The sequence below is a fragment of the Streptomyces sp. NPDC004658 genome (genome assembly GCF_040609555.1).
In the GTDB taxonomy this organism is placed as follows: Bacteria; Actinomycetota; Actinomycetes; order Streptomycetales; family Streptomycetaceae; genus Streptomyces.
In genome coordinates this window covers 50,560-66,738 of the sequence record NZ_JBEXKG010000006.1, presented here as the reverse complement: position 1 = coordinate 66,738, position 16,179 = coordinate 50,560, and the positions used below count along the sequence as shown (strand labels likewise).

General features: G+C 71.6%; 18 protein-coding genes. 7 read left to right on the top strand and 11 right to left on the bottom strand.

Annotated features, from left to right (window positions below; all coding sequences use genetic code 11):
* Positions 1–151: 151 nt before the first annotated feature.
* Positions 152–775, top strand: coding sequence for a peptide deformylase (def, locus tag ABZV94_RS04525; protein ID WP_356337056.1), 624 nt, complete (start codon positions 152–154; stop codon positions 773–775).
* Here def and ABZV94_RS04520 read toward each other — a convergent pair whose 3' ends face one another.
* Positions 776–2,059, bottom strand: a complete 1,284-nt coding sequence (locus ABZV94_RS04520; RefSeq protein WP_356337054.1) for a geranylgeranyl reductase family protein — start codon at positions 2,057–2,059, stop codon at positions 776–778.
* 99 nt (positions 2,060–2,158) lie between these two features.
* On the opposite strand from ABZV94_RS04520, the gene ABZV94_RS04515 reads away from it, so the two are divergent.
* Positions 2,159–2,677 carry a GNAT family N-acetyltransferase gene (locus tag ABZV94_RS04515; protein WP_356337052.1) on the top strand — a complete coding sequence of 173 codons (519 nt, stop codon included), beginning with the start codon at positions 2,159–2,161 and terminating at the stop codon, positions 2,675–2,677.
* A 109-nt stretch (positions 2,678–2,786) separates the two neighbouring features.
* Positions 2,787–3,104: a PASTA domain-containing protein gene (locus ABZV94_RS04510; protein ID WP_356337051.1), complete on the top strand. Its 318-nt coding sequence runs from the start codon at positions 2,787–2,789 to the stop codon at positions 3,102–3,104.
* Between the two features lie 65 nt (positions 3,105–3,169).
* Here the strand turns inward: ABZV94_RS04510 and ABZV94_RS04505 are convergent, their stop codons facing one another.
* From ABZV94_RS04505 to ABZV94_RS04490, 4 genes are read right to left on the bottom strand one after another with little or no spacing between them, the layout of a single operon-like run.
* The gene (locus tag ABZV94_RS04505) at positions 3,170–3,862 is read right to left on the bottom strand and encodes a demethylmenaquinone methyltransferase (RefSeq protein ID WP_356337049.1); all 693 of its coding nucleotides are present in this window, start codon (positions 3,860–3,862) and stop codon (positions 3,170–3,172) included.
* Complete coding sequence (locus ABZV94_RS04500; RefSeq protein ID WP_356337047.1) at positions 3,859–4,977, bottom strand: acyltransferase; 1,119 nt, start codon at positions 4,975–4,977, stop codon at positions 3,859–3,861. The genes ABZV94_RS04505 and ABZV94_RS04500 overlap by 4 nt, the downstream gene beginning before the upstream one ends.
* A gap of 1 nt (position 4,978) precedes the next feature.
* A complete protein-coding gene (locus ABZV94_RS04495) occupies positions 4,979–7,216 on the bottom strand; it encodes a glycosyltransferase (RefSeq protein ID WP_356337045.1) in 2,238 nt (745 codons plus the stop codon).
* Between the two features lie 19 nt (positions 7,217–7,235).
* Positions 7,236–7,550: a hypothetical protein gene (locus ABZV94_RS04490; RefSeq protein WP_356337042.1), complete on the bottom strand. Its 315-nt coding sequence runs from the start codon at positions 7,548–7,550 to the stop codon at positions 7,236–7,238.
* A gap of 238 nt (positions 7,551–7,788) precedes the next feature.
* Between ABZV94_RS04490 and ABZV94_RS04485 the strand changes: the two genes are divergently transcribed.
* The gene (locus ABZV94_RS04485) at positions 7,789–8,796 is read left to right on the top strand and encodes a chitinase (protein WP_356337041.1); all 1,008 of its coding nucleotides are present in this window, start codon (positions 7,789–7,791) and stop codon (positions 8,794–8,796) included.
* A 9-nt stretch (positions 8,797–8,805) separates the two neighbouring features.
* Here ABZV94_RS04485 and ABZV94_RS04480 read toward each other — a convergent pair whose 3' ends face one another.
* The 4 genes from ABZV94_RS04480 to ABZV94_RS04465 form a co-directional block, all read right to left on the bottom strand.
* Positions 8,806–9,255: a hypothetical protein gene (locus ABZV94_RS04480; protein WP_356337039.1), complete on the bottom strand. Its 450-nt coding sequence runs from the start codon at positions 9,253–9,255 to the stop codon at positions 8,806–8,808.
* 7 nt (positions 9,256–9,262) lie between these two features.
* Positions 9,263–10,462, bottom strand: a complete 1,200-nt coding sequence (mqnC, locus tag ABZV94_RS04475) for a cyclic dehypoxanthinyl futalosine synthase (protein ID WP_356337037.1) — start codon at positions 10,460–10,462, stop codon at positions 9,263–9,265.
* Positions 10,463–10,536: 74 nt separating this feature from the next.
* On the bottom strand, positions 10,537–11,316 hold the full coding sequence (locus ABZV94_RS04470; RefSeq protein ID WP_356337145.1) for an A24 family peptidase: 780 nt from the start codon (positions 11,314–11,316) through the stop codon (positions 10,537–10,539).
* A 52-nt stretch (positions 11,317–11,368) separates the two neighbouring features.
* Positions 11,369–12,217 carry a menaquinone biosynthesis protein gene (locus tag ABZV94_RS04465; protein WP_356337035.1) on the bottom strand — a complete coding sequence of 283 codons (849 nt, stop codon included), beginning with the start codon at positions 12,215–12,217 and terminating at the stop codon, positions 11,369–11,371.
* A gap of 287 nt (positions 12,218–12,504) precedes the next feature.
* Here ABZV94_RS04465 and ABZV94_RS04460 point away from each other — a divergent pair, with 287 nt between their 5' ends.
* Complete coding sequence (locus ABZV94_RS04460; RefSeq protein WP_004984723.1) at positions 12,505–12,708, top strand: cold-shock protein; 204 nt, start codon at positions 12,505–12,507, stop codon at positions 12,706–12,708.
* A 106-nt stretch (positions 12,709–12,814) separates the two neighbouring features.
* On the opposite strand, the gene ABZV94_RS04455 is transcribed toward ABZV94_RS04460, so the two are convergent.
* On the bottom strand, positions 12,815–13,378 hold the full coding sequence (locus tag ABZV94_RS04455; protein ID WP_356337033.1) for an XRE family transcriptional regulator: 564 nt from the start codon (positions 13,376–13,378) through the stop codon (positions 12,815–12,817).
* A 68-nt stretch (positions 13,379–13,446) separates the two neighbouring features.
* On the opposite strand from ABZV94_RS04455, the gene ABZV94_RS04450 reads away from it, so the two are divergent.
* A complete protein-coding gene (locus ABZV94_RS04450) occupies positions 13,447–14,151 on the top strand; it encodes an AzlC family ABC transporter permease (RefSeq protein ID WP_356337031.1) in 705 nt (234 codons plus the stop codon).
* On the top strand, positions 14,148–14,462 hold the full coding sequence (locus ABZV94_RS04445; RefSeq protein WP_356337029.1) for an AzlD domain-containing protein: 315 nt from the start codon (positions 14,148–14,150) through the stop codon (positions 14,460–14,462). Before ABZV94_RS04450 ends, ABZV94_RS04445 begins: the two co-directional genes overlap by 4 nt.
* 7 nt (positions 14,463–14,469) lie before the next feature.
* Here ABZV94_RS04445 and ABZV94_RS04440 read toward each other — a convergent pair whose 3' ends face one another.
* Positions 14,470–16,110 (bottom strand): protein kinase, encoded by a 1,641-nt coding sequence (locus ABZV94_RS04440; RefSeq protein WP_356337027.1) that lies wholly within the window; start codon positions 16,108–16,110, stop codon positions 14,470–14,472.
* Positions 16,111–16,179 lie beyond the last annotated feature (69 nt).

The window sequence follows — 16,179 nt, the reverse complement described above, 5'->3', positions numbered from 1 at the left end:
CACGCGTAGGGCCGCAGCCACTCGGGGGGCAGCGGCCCTCGCGGCGTACCCGGAACCCGTGCGCCGCCCCTGACACGCCTCGCCTCGCCCCTGGCATGCTCTGCTCGGGCCGCCGTCCGGTGGTCCGCCGCCGAGCGAAGGAGTCCACGCGATGCCACGCGTGTTCGTACAGGGAAGTCCCGCCGACCACTACCCGCGCCACGCCCCCGAGGCCGCGCGGGGCGCGGTGCGCCGCGTCACCGAGGTCGGCGAGGAGGTGCTGCACAAGCCGTGCCGGGACGTCACGGAGTTCGGGCCCGACCTCGCCGCGCTCATCGACGACATGTTCCGCACCATGTACGTCGCCGAGGGCGCGGGACTGGCGGCGAATCAGGTCGGCGTGGATCTGCGCCTGTTCGTGTACGACTGCCCCGATGACGACGGAGTCCGACATGTCGGGCACATCGTCAATCCGGTGCTCGAAACGCCCACGACCGGGCGACGGCTGCTGGACGAGGGCGAGGGGTGCCTGTCGGTGCCGGGTGCCGTGATGGCCGTACCGCGGCCGGACCGGGCCGTCGTGCGCGGGCAGGACAGGGACGGCGAGCCCGTCGCCATCGAGGGCACCGGATACTTCGCGCGGTGCCTGGCCCACGAGACCGACCACACCAACGGGTACGTCTATCTGGACCGGCTCTCGAAACGGGACAAGAAGGACGCGCTGCGGCAGATGGCGGACCGGCGGGACGCGGTGTACGCGCGCCGGGCCGCCAACGCCGCGGCCTTCAGCGCCTAGTCACGCCTTCGGGGCCACCTTGCTCAGGCCGTTGATGATGCGGTCCATCGCGTCGCCGCCCGTCGGGTCGGTGAGGTTCGCCAGCAGCTTCAGGGTGAACTTCATCAGCACCGGGTGGGTCAGACCGCGCTGGGTGGCGATCTGCATGACCTTCGGGTTGCCGATGAGCTTCACGAAGGCGCGGCCGAGCGTGTAGTAGCCGCCGTAGGTGTCCTTGAGGACGCGCGGGTAGCGCTGGAGGGCGATCTCGCGCTGGGCGGGCGTCGCGCGCGCGTGGGCCTGCACGATGACGTCGGCGGCGATCTGGCCGGACTCCATGGCGTAGGCGATGCCCTCGCCGTTGAAGGGGTTCACCAGGCCGCCGGCGTCGCCGACGAGCAGCAGCCCGCGCGTGTAGTGCGGCTGGCGGTTGAAGGCCATGGGGAGGGCGGCGCCGCGGATCGGGCCGGTCATGTTCTCGGGGGTGTAACCCCAGTCCTCCGGCATGGAGGCGCACCACGCCTTGAGGATCTCGCGCCAGTCCAGCTCCTTGAAGGAGGCGGAGGTGTTCAGCACGCCGAGACCCACGTTCGACGTGCCGTCGCCCATGCCGAAGATCCAGCCGTAGCCGGGCAGCAGGCGGTCCTGGGGGCCGCGGCGGTCCCACAGTTCCAGCCAGGACTCCAGATAGTCGTCGTCGTGGCGGGGGCTCTGGAAGTACGTGCGGACCGCGACGCCCATGGGGCGGTCCTCGCGGCGGTGCAGGCCCATCGCCAGGGACAGGCGGGTGGAGTTGCCGTCGGCGGCGACGACGAGCGGCGCGTGGAAGGTGACCTCGCGCTTGTCCTCGCCGAGCTTGGCGGTGACGCCGGTGATGCGGCCGGTGCGGTCGTCGAGGACCGGGCCGCTGACGTTGCAGCGCTCGTAGAGGCGGGCGCCGGCCTTCTGGGCGTTGCGGGCGAGCTGCTCGTCGAAGTCGTCGCGCTTGCGGACCAGGCCGTAGTTCGGGTAGGCGGCGAGATCGGGCCAGTCGAGCTGGAGGCGGGAGCCGCCGCCGATGATGCGCAGGCCCTTGTTGCGCAGCCAGCCGGCCTCCTCGGAGATGTCGATGCCCATGGCGACGAGTTGCTTGACCGCGCGCGGCGTGAGGCCGTCGCCGCACACCTTCTCGCGCGGGAACTCGGTCTTCTCCAGGAGCAGGACGTCGAGACCGGCCTTGGCGAGGTGGTACGCGGTCGTGGAGCCGGCTGGCCCCGCGCCCACGACGATCACATCGGCGGTGTGGTCGGAGAGGGGCTCGGTCACGGCGGGATCTCCCCAAGGTTTCGAAATCTGCGTGCCGACCGGCACTGGACATGGGCAGTCTATTCAGCGGACTTGATCACCTGGCTGAAGGGCTGCCCTGTGAACCGACCTCTCCCCGCGGTACGGCTGCGCGTTCCCACGCACGAGGACGCGGTCACCTGGCACCGGATCTTCGCCGACCCGGAGGTCATGGAGTTCCACGGCGGCAGGCCGGCGGAGCTGTCGGTCTACGAGGAACTCACCGCGCGCCAGCGGCGGCACGACGCGGAGCACGGCTTCTGCCTGTGGACGGTGCTGGACGAGTCCGGTGAGGTCATCGGCTTCACCGGTGCCCAGCCGTGGCGGCCGGACTGGGGACCGGTCGGCGAGACCGAGATCGGCTGGCGGCTCGGGCGGGCGCACTGGGGCAAGGGGTACGCGACGGCGGCGGCGCGGGAGACGCTGCGGCGGGTGCGGGAGGCCGGGGTGCCGGAGGTGGTGGCGATGGTGCGGCAGGGCAACGAGCGGTCGATCGCGGTGACCCGGCGGCTCGGCATGGAGCGGGCGGAGAGCTACACGCACCCCACGCTGAACGAGCCGGCCCTGTGCTTCCGGCTCCGCTTCCATCACCCTGAGTAGCCATCTGCTACAGAAAGACACCGGCGCCTTCCGGGCGGGCCGGACGGGAGTTACCCTGCCAGTACCGCTGGGGGTGACATCTGTGCGTATAACACCCAAAACACCCGAAGTGCGCGTCCCTCGTCTGGTCGGTCTGATGGCCGTGGACGCGCGCGAGACGGCCAGGGCGCGGGGTCTGTTCCTCAACGCGCCGGACCGCCCGGACTTCCACCGCACCGTCGTCGACTACGTCGTACGCCAGTATCCGCAGCCCGGTGCCGAGGTGCCGCCGGACTCGATGGTGTACGTGTGGTTCGACTTCGGTGAGGGCGAGGGCGGCGGAGGCGTGCGCGAGCCGCGCGTTCCGCGACCGCCGACGGGCGGGATGCAACGGGAGCTGGAGCAGCCGGGCGACCCGTACGCGGTGGCCGGGTTCGGCTCCTCCTGAAGCTCCTCCTGAAGCTCGTCCTGAAGCCCCGGCCCACCCCGGGACCCACCGCTCCTCGAAGCCCGCTACTCCTTGAAGCCCCGGTGCAGTGCGACCACCCCGCCGGTGAGGTTGCGCCACGCCACCTTGGACCAGCCCGCCTTGCGGAGGCGTTCGGCGAGCGCGGGCTGGTCGGGCCAGGCCCGGATGGACTCGGCGAGGTAGACGTACGCGTCCGGGTTCGAGGAGACGGCGCGCGCGACCGGCGGCAGCGCCCGCATCAGGTACTCGGTGTAGACGGTGCGGAACGGCGCCCAGGTCGGGTGGGAGAACTCGCAGATCACCACGCGCCCGCCGGGGCGGGTGACCCGGTACATCTCGCGCAGCGCCGCGTCCGTGTCCTGGACGTTGCGCAGCCCGAAGGAGATCGTCACCGCGTCGAACGTGTCGTCCTTGAAGGGCAGCCTGGTCGCGTCGCCCGCCGTGAACGGCAGCCAGGTGTGCTTCCTCTTGCCGACCTGGAGCATGCCGAGGGAGAAGTCGCAGGGGACGACGTACGCGCCGGTCCGCGCGAAGGGCAGCGAGGAGGTCGCCGTGCCGGCGGCGAGGTCCAGGACCTTCTGCGCGGGGCGCGCGTCGACCGCCGTCGCGACCTCCTTGCGCCAGCGCCGGTCCTGGCCGAGCGACAGCACGTCGTTCGTCAGGTCGTACCGTTCCGCCACGTCGTCGAACATCGAGGCGACTTCGTGCGGCTGCTTGTTCAGGGAAGCGCGGGTCACCCGCCCATTCTTGCAGCCCGCCCTCCCGGCAGGAGCGCCGGCTTCTTGCGCGCCGCCACGTCCTCCACCCACCCGCACGCCAGCACGAAGAAGGCGATCAGCACCCAGCCGACACCGAACAGGAACCACTGGCTGTCCAGCGGGAGGTACGTCTCGAAGGCCGGCACGTTCCAGAGCCGGTCGATGAGCGGGACGGCCAGCACCAGCGCGATCTGGTGCCACAGGTAGATCGTCACCGCGCGGGCGTTGAAGACGGTGACCGCGCGGTCCAGGCGCGGGAACCGGGTCAGCCGGCCGAAGTCGATCCGGAAGCGCGCCTTCGCCCACATCAGCAGCAGCACGAAGCCGGCCGACCAGAAGGCCTGGGCGAGGGGGTTCTCGTCCAGGTCGTACGTCCCGAAGTCCGCCTGGTGCGCGAAGGCGTACCAGGCGCCGTAACCGAGGGCGGCGAGCGCCAGGACGACCACCGGGGCGGGTTTCGCCCGCTGGAGCACGCCGTCGCGGTGGGCGAAGCCGAGCAGCCAGCAGCACAGGTACGTCGACAGGTCCCACAGGGCGCTGCCCAGCCGGTCGTCCGGGCCTGACCAGACGAAGTTCAGCACCAGGACCGGCGCGAGGGACAGCACCAGGACCGGGACCGGGGCGAGCCGGAAGACCCGCAGCAGCAGCGGGGAGAGCAGCACGAACCAGAGGTAGGTGCGCAGGTACCAGAGGATCTCCCAGGCCTGCTCGCCCCACGCGTCGCCCGGCGGGTCGCCGAGCGGGACGACCCAGTAGACGATCTCCCGGCCCGGTATCCAGCCGTGGACCAGCATCGCGAGCACCACGAAGAACCCCCAGAACCAGAACGGGGGCAGGAGCCGTCTGAGCCTGCTTCCGAGGACCTTCGCGGCCGGGCGCTGAAGGGACTTCGCCATCAGGGTCCCGGCCAGGGCGAACATGACGCCCATGGAGGGGAACACCAGGCCGCACCAGGCCCAGCCGAAGGTGTGGTAGGTCACCACTCTGACCAGCGCAAGGGCTCTGAGCGTGTCGAAGTAGCGGTCGCGCCCGGCCGGTTCGGGGCGGGACGGCCCTACGGCGGGAACGGCCGCTGATCTGCTGTGCGCCCCCATGTCAGGCCGCCCCCGCCGGGGTCCCGACCTCGCCCGTCCGCTTCAGCTTCTGCCAGCGCAGGCGCCCGCCCGTGAGCGCGGTGACGCAGGAGTGGATGAGGACGAGGTACATCATCTGGCGGTAGGCCAGTTGCTGCAGGGGCATCATCAGGAGGTAGCGGTACTTCTCGCGGTCGAGGCGGAAGGCGTAGCCCGCGCAGAGGAGCTGGACACCGAGGACCGCCAGCCAGGCCAGCAGGGCCGCCCGGAAGTCGACGAAGATCATGGAGTAGAGGGTGAAGACGTCGATGAGGGGGGCGAAGAGCGGCGTGATGACCTGGAAGACCACCACCAGGGGCATGCCGACGCGTCCGAAGCGGCCCGACGGGCCCCGGTCCGTCAGGGACTTGCGGTGCTTCCACAGGGCCTGCATGGTGCCGTAGGACCAGCGGTAGCGCTGGGACCAGAGCTGCCCCAGCGAGCCCGGCGCCTCCGTCCAGGCCCTGGCGTGCTCCTGGTAGACGACCCGCCAGCCCGCGCGGTGCAGGGCGATGGTGATGTCGGTGTCCTCGGCGAGGGTGTCCTCGCTCATGCCGCCGACCGCCAGCACGGCGTCCCGGCGGAACGCGCCGATCGCGCCCGGGATGGTGGGCATGCAGCGCAGCAGGTCGTACATGCGCCGGTCGAGGTTGAAGCCCATCACGTACTCGATGTGCTGCCAGGCACCGATCAGGGTGGTGCGGTTGCCGACCTTGGCGTTGCCGGCGACCGCGCCGACGGACGGGTCGGCGAACGGCTGCACCAGCTGCCGCACGGTGTCCGGTTCGAAGACCGTGTCGCCGTCCATCATGACGACGATGTCGTGCGACGCGTTGCGCACGCCGTTGTTCAGGGCGGCCGGCTTGCCGGCGTTCTCCTGGCGGATCACCCGGACGTTCGTCATGCCGAGCGACTCGGCCGCGTCGCGGGCGATCCGCGAGGTGCCGTCGGTCGAGCCGTCGTCCACCACGATGATCTCGATCGGGTGGGTGCTGCGCGCCAGCGACCGAAGCGTGTGGGCGATGCACTCCTTCTCGTTGTACGCCGGGACGACGACGCTCACCGGCCTGGTGACGGGAGGGCCCCAGCCGAAGCGGTGTCTGTTGCGCTGCCGGTGGTGGCGGCGGGCGAGGACCAGCATCATCCCGAAGCGGCCCAGGACGGCCACCCCGACGATCGCCAGCCCGACCGACAGCGTGGGTACGGTCCACTCGGCGACGGCCACGGCCGCGATGAGGGCCTTGCCCTCGTAGAGGGTCAGGCCGGTGGCCCGGTGGTGGGCGGCCTGGAGGCGCGGGCCGGCCGCCGTGCCGCCGTCCGCCGTCTGCCGGGTGGCCGCGCGCTGCTGCTCCATGACCCCGCTGATGGTGGTGAAGGTGTAGCCCTTCGCCCTCATCTTCTCGATGTACCGCGGCAGCGCCGCGATCGTCTGCGAGCGTTCGCCGCCCGCGTCGTGGAAGAGCACCGAGGCGCCCTCGCTGCCCTGGGGGGTGGCCCACTTCACGATGTCGGAGACGCCCGGCCGCTTCCAGTCGTCGCTGTCGGTGTCGACGAAGACGCTGGTGTAGCCGTCCTCGCCGAGCCGTTTGTAGACGGGCCAGCTGTAGTTGTCGATGGCGTCCGTCTCGGAGGAGTACGGCGCCCGGAACAGGGTCGTGGTGATGCCGGCCGCGCCGGCGAGGGCGAGCTGCGTCTGCTCCATCTCGCGGTCGACGCGGGACGCGGACTGGTACGACAGGTCGACGTGCGTGAACGTGTGGACGCCGACCTCGTTGCCCTGCTCGACCATCGTCCTCACGATGCCCGGGTAACGCGACACCATGGAGCCGACCAGGAAGAACGTGCCGGGGACGTCGTACTTCCGCAGGATCTTCAGGACCTGGGGCGTCCAGGCCGGGTTCGGGCCGTCGTCGAAGGTGAGGGCGATGGTCCTGGCGGGGACGGAGACCGTGGTGGCCTGGCCGCCCCGGAAGGTGAGGATCGGGCCGCCGCCGAGGATCGCGTCCGGGACCTCGCTGGAGTCGGCCCCGCTGCGCACGCGCTGGTCGCCGCCGACCTCGGCGCGCAGATAACCGTCGAGCAGCATCGCGCAGCTCAGCGCGAGCAGGAGCAGCAGGGCGAGGATGACGCGGGGGCGTTGCAGCGCCGCGGCCCTGCCTGCCGCGCGCTCGATGCGGGTGGGCGCGCGCCTGCGGCCCCGGGAGGACGTCGGAGTGGTCATGACTGCCACTGCGCTCCGGTCAGTTGGCGCCCGCGGACGCGGACGTGGTCGCGGACTCGGTGGGGGACGTGGTCGCGGACGCGGTGGGGGAAGCCGTCGGCTGGGTGGTGTGCGGCAGGTCCGCCTGGCGGCCGGCACCGCCCTCCGGCCGTATCCGACCGGGCACCGGGCCGCCCTCGGCGTCGAAGGGCAGCAACGAGGACGGGGTGAGCGAGGTGCCCCAGCCCATGAACGCGGCGGCGAGCACGCCCGCGTAGGCGAGGCAGACGGCGCCGAGGAACAGGCCGAGGCGGCGCAGCACCTTCGACCGGCGTCCGGTGGTGTCAACGAACACGGGTCCCTCGGTGGACCCGTTGCCATGTTTGCGGCGGCGACCGCGCCCGGCGGCGCGAGTTTCGATGGCGGGTTCGGATTGCATTCCTCGGATATTAGAGAGGCTTCATGTGGCCCTTTCTCTGGAATTCTTGTGAGCCACCCGAGATTCTTGTGAGCCGCCCATGAAGGCGCCTTGAACCTGTTGCCGGGCTGAGAGACCGGACGGAGCCCACATCCCGGTGTGAGAGATTTCCCCCATGAGGAGTCCACTGAGGCCCGTGGCCGGGGCCGGCTGCGCGGTCGCCCTCGCGGTGACGGGTTGTTCCGCCCAGGCCACGAGCGCCCCGCGCGCCGCCGTCTCCGGCACCGCCGCCGCCCCCGCGACCAGCACCGCCTACGCCCCTTACGTCAGCGCCAGCGAGGCCTCGGCCACCGACTCCGCCGGGTCCCCGGCGACGTACAACGTCGCCTTCGTGATCTCCGGTGGCGGTGGCTGCACGCCGAAGTGGAACGGCACCGAGGCGATCGCCGACTCCGCCGTGACATCGCGGATCTCCGCGCTGAGGAAAAACGGCGCGAGCGTCCGCGTCTCGTTCGGCGGCGCCTCCGGAAAGGAGTTGGCCGCCGCATGCGACAGTGTTTCGGAACTCGCCGCCGCCTACGGCGAGGCGCTGGACGCGGCGGGTGCCGGCGAAGCCGATTTCGACATCGAGGGTGACGAGCTGACGAACTCCGCCGATGTGGCACTGCGTTCGCGGGCGATAGCGCGGTTGCAGAAGCAACGCCCGGATCTGAAGGTGTCCTTCACGCTTCCGGTGATGCCGTCGGGGCTCGACGCGGACGGCCTCGCGCTGCTGGAGTCCGCGAACACGTACGACGTCCAGGTCTCCACGGTCAATCTCATGACCATGAACTACGGCGAGTCGTACGGCGGTGACATGGGGGACTACGCCGTGGCCTCCGCGACGGCCGCGCACGCCCAGTTGAAGAAGGTGTTCGGGCTGTCGGACGCGGACGCCTGGCGGGGCATGGCGCTGACCTCGATGATCGGCGTCAACGACGTGGCCGGCGAGACGTTCACGCTCCCCGACGCCGCGCAGGTGCGGCGGTTCGCGGAACGCAAGGGGGTCGCCTGGGTGTCGATGTGGTCGGCGTTCCGGGACCGGCAGTGCGCGGACGGGGAGTCCGGGCAGGACGACGCGGCCACGGACTGCAGCGGGGTGCGTCAGAGGCCGGGTGCTTTCGCCCAGGCGTTCGCCGGGTGACTGGCGCGGCTAGCGTCGTCTGTGCACAAGGCGCCCGGCGCACACCGTGGCGATGCACGCCCCCGCCCCGTCGAAGACGGCCAGGTCGGCCCGGCCGGTCTGCCGGATCGCCGGCGTTCCGGCCGTACTCGGGAACACCACGACGTCGTTGCGCTCGGCCGCGGCCCGAAGTTCCGGTGAGTCGGCGTACCGCTCCAGGATCGCCACCGCTCCCAGCTTCAGTACCGCGTGGACGCGTTCGCGCGGGCTGGGAGCGGCCGGAACGGGGCCGTCGTGGACGAGGGCAGGGCCGAGGGAGCCCGGCCAGTGGCGTACCCGGGCCTGCGGGAACCGCTCGCGCAGCTCGTCGTACGGGCCCACCGCGCCGACCCGGTCCCTCCCGACCACCACGGCGCCGTTCTCGATCGGCTCGGAGTCCCAGGTGACGAAGACCCGGTCCGCCGCGTGAATCGTCTCCACGGCGACGTCAGTTCGACGCGAGCAGCTTCAGCTCGGGGTGGGCCGTGCCGCCCTCGATGGCCGTGGAGGAGATGTGGGAGACCACGCGGTCGTCGACGGGGTCGTTCGCCGGGTCGTCGTGGACGACCAGGTGCTCGTACGTCGTCGAGCGCTGCGCCGGGACGCGGCCCGCCTTGCGGATCAGGTCGATGATCTCCAGGCGGTTGGAGCGGTGCTTGGCGCCGGCCGAGGAGACCACGTTCTCCTCCAGCATGATCGAGCCGAGGTCGTCCGCGCCGTAGTGCAGGGACAGCTGGCCGACCTCCTTGCCGGTGGTGAGCCAGGAGCCCTGGATGTGCCGGACGTTGTCCAGGAACAGGCGGGCGATGGCGATCATCCGCAGGTACTCGAAGAGGGTCGCCTGGGTGCGGCCCTTCAGGTGGTTGTTCTCGGGCTGGTAGGTGTACGGGATGAACGCGCGGAAGCCGCCCGTGCGGTCCTGCACGTCCCGGATCATCCGCAGGTGCTCGATCCGCTCGGCGTTGGTCTCGCCGGTGCCCATCAGCATGGTGGAGGTGGACTCGACGCCCAGCCGGTGCGCGGTCTCCATGATCTCCAGCCAGCGCTCGCCGCTCTCCTTGAGGGGCGCGATGGCCTTGCGGGGGCGCTCGGGGAGCAGTTCCGCGCCCGCGCCGGCGAAGGAGTCCAGGCCGGCCTCGTGGATACGGGTGATGGCCTCTTCCACCGAGACCCCGCTGATCCGGGCCATGTGCTCGACCTCGGAGGCGCCCAGGGAGTGGATGACGAGCTGCGGGAAGGCCTCCTTGATGGCCCGGAAGTGCTTCTCGTAGTACTCGACGCCGTAGTCCGGGTGGTGGCCGCCCTGGAACATGATCTGGGTGCCGCCGAGTTCGACGGTCTCGGCGCAGCGGCGCAGGATGTCGTCCAGGTCCCGCGTCCAGCCCTTCTCCTTGTCCTTGGGGGCCGCGTAGAAGGCGCAGAACTTGCACGCCGTGACGCACACGTTCGTGTAGTTGATGTTCCGCTCGATGATGTACGTGGCGATGTGCTCGGTGCCCGCGTACATGCGGCGGCGCACGGCGTCGGCGGCGGCGCCCAGGGCGTGCAGGGGGGCGTCGCGGTAGAGGGCGAGCGCCTCTTCCGGGGTGATCCGCCCACCGGCGGCGGCACGGTCGAGGACAGACGTGAGGTCGGCCTTCTCGGTCACCAGGGCGTCCCTTTCGTCAAGGGGGGTGTGGACGGACCGAACCAGCCTACGCCAGGCGTTTCGCCCCGAAGACCTCAGGCCGCGTACGCGCCGATCAGCAGTCCGGTGAGGGCACCGGCGAGGAGGAACGGGCCGAACGGCACGGCCGTCTTCCGGCCCGCCCGCCGGGCGAGGACGAGGACGCCGCCGTAGAGCGCGCCGAGCAGGAACCCGGCGAAGGTGCCGAGCAGCACGGTGGGCCAGCCGTACCAGCCGAGTGCGGCGCCCGTGCCCACGGCCAGCTTGACGTCGCCGAAGCCCATGCCGCCCGGGTTGACGAGGTGCAGCACGCAGTAGCCGGCGCCCAGCGCGAGGGCGCCGTAGAGGGCGGTGCGCCAGTGGCCGGCGTGTTCGGGGAGCAGGGCGGCGAGGCCGAGCAGGGCGAGGGCGGCGGCGGCGAGCGGGAGGGTCAGCGGATCGGGCAGCCGCTGGACCCGGAGGTCGACGGCGGCGAGCAGCACCCCGACGGGCGTGAGCAGCAGCCACACCGCCAGCTCGGGCCGGGTGCCGGTGGCGGCGGCGAGGGCGGCGCAGACGAGGGAGGTTGCGGTGGCGAGGAGGGGGGCGGAGGGGGCGTACGGCCGGTACGACGTGACGGGCGCGCGCTCCTCGGCTCCCCCGCGTCCGCCCGCGCGCGCGCACGGGCCGCACCGGATGCCGCCCAGCCACCCCCGGACCGGATGGTGGCCGGCGGGGCAGCGGTCGCGCCACGGCTCGCCGGACGGTACGGCGAAACGGTAGGCGGCGCGGGGCAGCAGCGCCCCCGCCAGCGCGCCCCACAGCAGGGCGCCGAGCACCAGCACTCCCGTGGTCACCCGGTCCACGCTTCCCTCCCCCTCGGCCGGCCCGCCCGGGTTCCTACCCCGCTCAGGGCTGGAGCAGGTCCACCTTCACGTCGGCCGGGAAGCCGGTCGTCGGGCCGACCCGGCGGGCGAACTCGGCGACGGCCTCCAGCTGCGGGGCGCCGAAGCTGAAGTCGAGGGTGGTGAAGTACTGCTCCAGGGTGGCCTCGTCGAAGTCCTCCCAGCGGGCGGCCTGTTCGGCGACCTTCTGGACCTCTTCCAGGGAGAGGTCGCGGGAGGCGAGGAAGGCCTCGTGGACCTTGCGGGTGATGAACGGCTCGCGTTCCAGGTAGTCCCGGCGGGCCGCCCACACCGCGAAGACGAACGGCAGGCCGGTCCACTCCTTCCACAGCGCGCCGAGGTCGTGCACCTGGAGGCCGAAGCGGGGGCCGTCGACGAGGTTGGCACGCAGGGCGGCGTCGCCGATGAGGACGGCGGCCTCCGCCTCCTGCATCATCAGGCTGAGGTCGGGCGGGCAGGTGTAGTAGTCGGGCTGGACGCCGTACCGCTCGGCGAGGAGCAGCTGGGCGAGCCGGACGGAGGTGCGCGAGGTCGAGCCGAGGGCGACCCGGGCGCCGTCGAGCCGGTCCAGCGGGACCTGGGAGACGATCACGCAGGACATCACCGGGCCGTCGCAGCCGACGGCGATGTCGGGGAAGGCGACGAGGTCGTCGGCGTTGCGCAGGAACTCGACCAGGGTGACGGGGCCGATGTCGAGGTCGCCGCGCACGAGCCGCTCGCTGAGCTTCTCCGGGGTGTCCTTGGTGAGCTCGAAGTCGAGGAGCGTGCCGGTTCTCGCGAGCCCCCAGTAGAGGGGCAGGCAGTTCAGGAACTGGATGTGGCCGACACGCGGCCGGGTGCGAGAATTGTCCACATCGCGAGACTAGACCCCGTGGGGTACGGTGCTGGGACCGACCCCACCCTCAAACGGCCTAGCGGACGTTCAAACATCCGGGTGACGTGATCTTGATCCCTATTGCTTTCGGCTGCCCGGATGCTAGGCTTGCCGCAAGTTGCAGTTTGGTTTCCCTTGCAGTACAGAGCCTGCGGAGCATGTAACCGCGGGCTCTCGTCGTTTTCAGAAGTATGCAGTTGTGCAGCACCGTTTCACACTTGCAGGTTCTGGAGCAGGGCAACCCTTTGTGAGCCCAAGGAGGGCTTATGGCTACCGGAACCGTTAAGTGGTTCAACGCCGAAAAGGGCTTTGGCTTCATTGCCCAGGAGGGCGGCGGCCCCGACGTCTTCGTTCACTACTCCGCGATCAACGCCACGGGTTTCCGTTCCCTCGAAGAGAACCAGCAGGTGAGCTTCGACGTGACCCAGGGTCCGAAGGGCCCGCAGGCGGAGAACGTCACCCCGGTCTGATCGACCTGGGAGAACTGATCGCAGCCTAGCGCAGTACCCAAGGAGCCCCGCGCCGTCCGGCGACGGGGCTCCTGCCTTTTCCCGTTCACTTTTCGTTCACCAGCACTCAGATGTGCTGCATGACCAGCACGAACTTGGTCCCGGCCGCGAGCGCCTCGTACGAGTGGGATACGTCACCCCGGTACGACATGTAGTCCCCCGGGCCCAGCTCCACGGCCTCTCCGTGCGGCCCCGCCTTCACCGTGCCCTCGCTCACCACGATGTGCTCCACGGTGCCCGGAATGTGTGGTTCGGAATCCCGTACGGTCCCCGGCTCCAGCCAGACGAAATAGAGATCCCGGCGGGCGCCGGGCGGGCAGGACGAGAGCAGTGAGGCCAGGTAGCTGGACTGGTCGGAGTGGACCGTGGGCCCCTCGCCCGCCCGGATCACCTGGACCGCCGGCGCGGGCGGTTCGACCAGCGCGCTGAACGGTACGCCGAGCGCCACCGCGAGCGCCCAGATGGTCTCCATGCTCGGGTTCCCGCTCGCGGCCTCCAGCTGGGACAGCGTGGACTTGGCGATTCCGGCGCGTTTGGCCAGCTCGGACAGGGACAGGCCGGCACGGCCGCGCTCCCGCTTCAGGGATGCGGCGATCCACTCCAGGGGAAGCCGGGCGGGCACCTCGGACATCGCGTTCGCTCCATCGGTACGTTCGTTCGCCTTGACGGACAGGGCGCTCACTGTCCATCGTAGAGAACATGCGTTCGTCACACCGAACAACGCCCCCGCCCGACACGGACCGCTCCCTCCTCCGCGACAGCTCACTCGTCTGGCTGGCCAGCGGCATCGTCGGCGTCTCCTTCGGTGCCGTCTCCGTCGCCGGCGGGCTGCCGGTGTGGGTGCCCGTGCTGATGTCCCTGGTGGTCTACGCGGGATCGGCCCAGTTCAGCGCGGTGGGCGTGCTGCTCGCCGGGGGCGGCCCGGTGGCCGCCGTGGCCACCGGGCTGCTGCTCAACACCCGGACGGCGGCCTTCAGCCTGGCCGTCGCCGAGATCATCGGCACCCGCCGCGCGACCCGCTTCCTCGGCGCCCACCTGGTCACGGACGAGACGGTCGCCTTCGCCCTCGCCCAGTCCGACCCGGTCCGGCAGCGGCGGGCGTTCTGGATATCCGGGCTCGGCCTGTTCGCCGTGTGGAACATCGGCGTCCTGGCGGGCGCGCTGGCGGGCAGCGCCCTCGGCGACACCGCCCGCTACGGCCTGGACGCCGCGTTCCCCGCGGTCCTGGTCGCCCTGGTCCTCCCCGCCCTCCGCGCGGACGCGACGGTACGGCGGTGTGCCCTGCTCGGCGCCGCCCTGGCCCTGGCGGTCACGCCCGCCGTCCCGGCCGGGGTGCCGGTCCTGCTGGCCCTGACCGGACTCCTTCTGCACCGCCGCCCGGCCGACCGGGGAGCCGCCGCGTGAGCACCACGCTCGTCGTGATCCTCGCCCTGGCCGCCGGCACGTACGCCTTCCGGCTGGTCGGCCCGGTCCTGCACGGCCGGGTCACCGTCCCGCCCCGCGTCCAGGAACTGGCCTCGGCGGGCGCGGTGGTCCTGCTGGTCGCCCTGCTGGCCACGGGCGCCCTGACCGAGTCCGGCGGCTTCGCGGGCTGGGCCCGCCCCACCGGTGTCCTGGTCGGCGCCGCGCTGGCCTGGCGCCGGGCACCGTTCGCCGTGGTGGTGCTGGGGGCGGCACTGACGACGGCGGTGTTGCGGGGTGTGGGCGTGGGGTAGGGCTGGGCTAGGCCGCGTTCCGCCAGACCGCCAAGTCGCCCATGACGAAGCCGATGTCGGGCATCGCGGTCGACTTGGTCTGGATGGTGAACAGTGCGATGTCCCCCGAGGGGTGCTTGATGCAGATCTCGGTACCGGCCGCGGAGGCGGCCAGCGACAAGCGGTGGGCGGTGGCGTGCTTGAGGAAGAGACGGCACTCGTCGAGGGTGGTGCCGTGTCCACCGACCATCTGGACGAACACGCTGCCGCCACTTTCGAGTTCGCAGCTGGACGTCTTGCAGCCGAAGCGGATGGCCCCCTTGTCGTTCTTCGGCTTGCCGAACGGGTCCTCGATGCTCATCGGGTGCTTAGCGTCCACCATCAGCGGGGCGTACGGCTCGGCCTGCGGCTGTGACGGCGTGGGCGCGGAGGACCGCGCTGCGCCGCCCGAGGAATCCCTGGAGTCGGATGCGGCCCCCGACGCGGACGCCGACGCTCTCGGGGACTGTCCCGTCGCGGTCGTCCGGGAGTCCGCCGCCTCCCGCCCACCGGACCGGTTCTTCGCGTCCATCACCGACCACGCCAGGAGCGCGACCAGCAGCGCGCCGCCCGCCACACCCGCGGCCGAGATCAGCGCGGCGCGCCGGCGGCGGGCCTTCCGCTGTTCCGGCGTCGGCTGCGGCCAGCCGGCCGGCGCGATGAGCGGCTGCTGGGCGTACGCGGGGGTGGGCACCGGTGGCTGCGGATAAGCCGGGGTCGGCTCGGGTACGGGTGCCGGGACCGCGACCTCCGGTCCGGTGACCTCCCGCCACACGGCCGGTCCCCCGCCCGCGTCGGCGTCCGCGCCCAGTCGCCGCCGGCACCAGTCCACGACCTCCGCCGGGGTGGCCCGCTCGGCCGGATCGGCGGCCAGGCACCGGGCGAGCAGCGGACGCAGCGGCTCGGGCAGCAGATCGAGGTCGGGTTCCTCATGCACGATCCGGTACAGCACGTTCACGGCCGGCCCGTCCCCGTACAGCGGCCTGCCCAGTGCCGCGAACGCGGCCGTCTGCCCCAGCGCGAACACGTCGGTCGCCGCCGTCACCTCACCCCCGGACGCCTGCTCCGGAGCCATGAAGGAGGGCGTGCCGATCGTGCCGCCCGTCGCCGTGTACGAGGTCCCGTCGGCGGCCAGCGCGATACCGAAGTCGATCACCCGGGGGCCGTCGGCGGCCAGCAGCACGTTCGACGGTTTCAGGTCCCGGTGCACGATGCCCTCGGCGTGAATGGCCTGAAGCGCCTCGGCCACCCCCGCCATCAGCCACAGCACGGCCGGCACCGGCAACGGCCCGCGCCGGGCCACGGCCTCCGTCAGGGACGGCCCCGGCACGTACAGCGTGGCCAGCCACGGCGGTGTGCCGTCGGCATCGGCGTCGATCAGCTCGGCGGTGTACGCCCCCTTCACCCGCCGAGCCGCCTTGATCTCCCTGCCGAACCGCCGCCGGAAGTCCGGGGCGTCCGCCAGCTCCGGCCGTACGACCTTCAGCGCGACGGGCCGGCCACCCTGCGTGTGGGACAGGTAGACCCGGCCCATGCCGCCCGCGCCCAGCCGCGCGGCGAGCCGGTAGCCCGCCACCACGGGCGGGTCCTCCGCCTGGAGTGGCTGGAACACCTCCGTCGACTGGTTCACCGGCCCGTACCCCCCAGTTGATGCGTTGGCCAACGGCAGCAGCCTAAGCGGAGTGTCGGTGCGGGCCGC

Bases quoted from the DNA above. Each gene is read 5' to 3' on its own strand.
- ABZV94_RS04460 (WP_004984723.1), top strand. From the start codon at position 12,505: ATGGCTACCGGAACCGTTAAGTGGTTCAACGCCGAAAAGGGCTTTGGC.
- def (WP_356337056.1), top strand. From the start codon at position 152: ATGCCACGCGTGTTCGTACAGGGAAGTCCCGCCGACCACTACCCGCGC.
- ABZV94_RS04500 (WP_356337047.1), bottom strand. From the start codon at position 4,977: ATGGGGGCGCACAGCAGATCAGCGGCCGTTCCCGCCGTAGGGCCGTCC.
- ABZV94_RS04450 (WP_356337031.1), top strand. From the start codon at position 13,447: ATGCGTTCGTCACACCGAACAACGCCCCCGCCCGACACGGACCGCTCC.
- ABZV94_RS04485 (WP_356337041.1), top strand. From the start codon at position 7,789: ATGAGGAGTCCACTGAGGCCCGTGGCCGGGGCCGGCTGCGCGGTCGCC.
- ABZV94_RS04495 (WP_356337045.1), bottom strand. From the start codon at position 7,216: ATGACCACTCCGACGTCCTCCCGGGGCCGCAGGCGCGCGCCCACCCGC.
- ABZV94_RS04455 (WP_356337033.1), bottom strand. From the start codon at position 13,378: ATGTCCGAGGTGCCCGCCCGGCTTCCCCTGGAGTGGATCGCCGCATCC.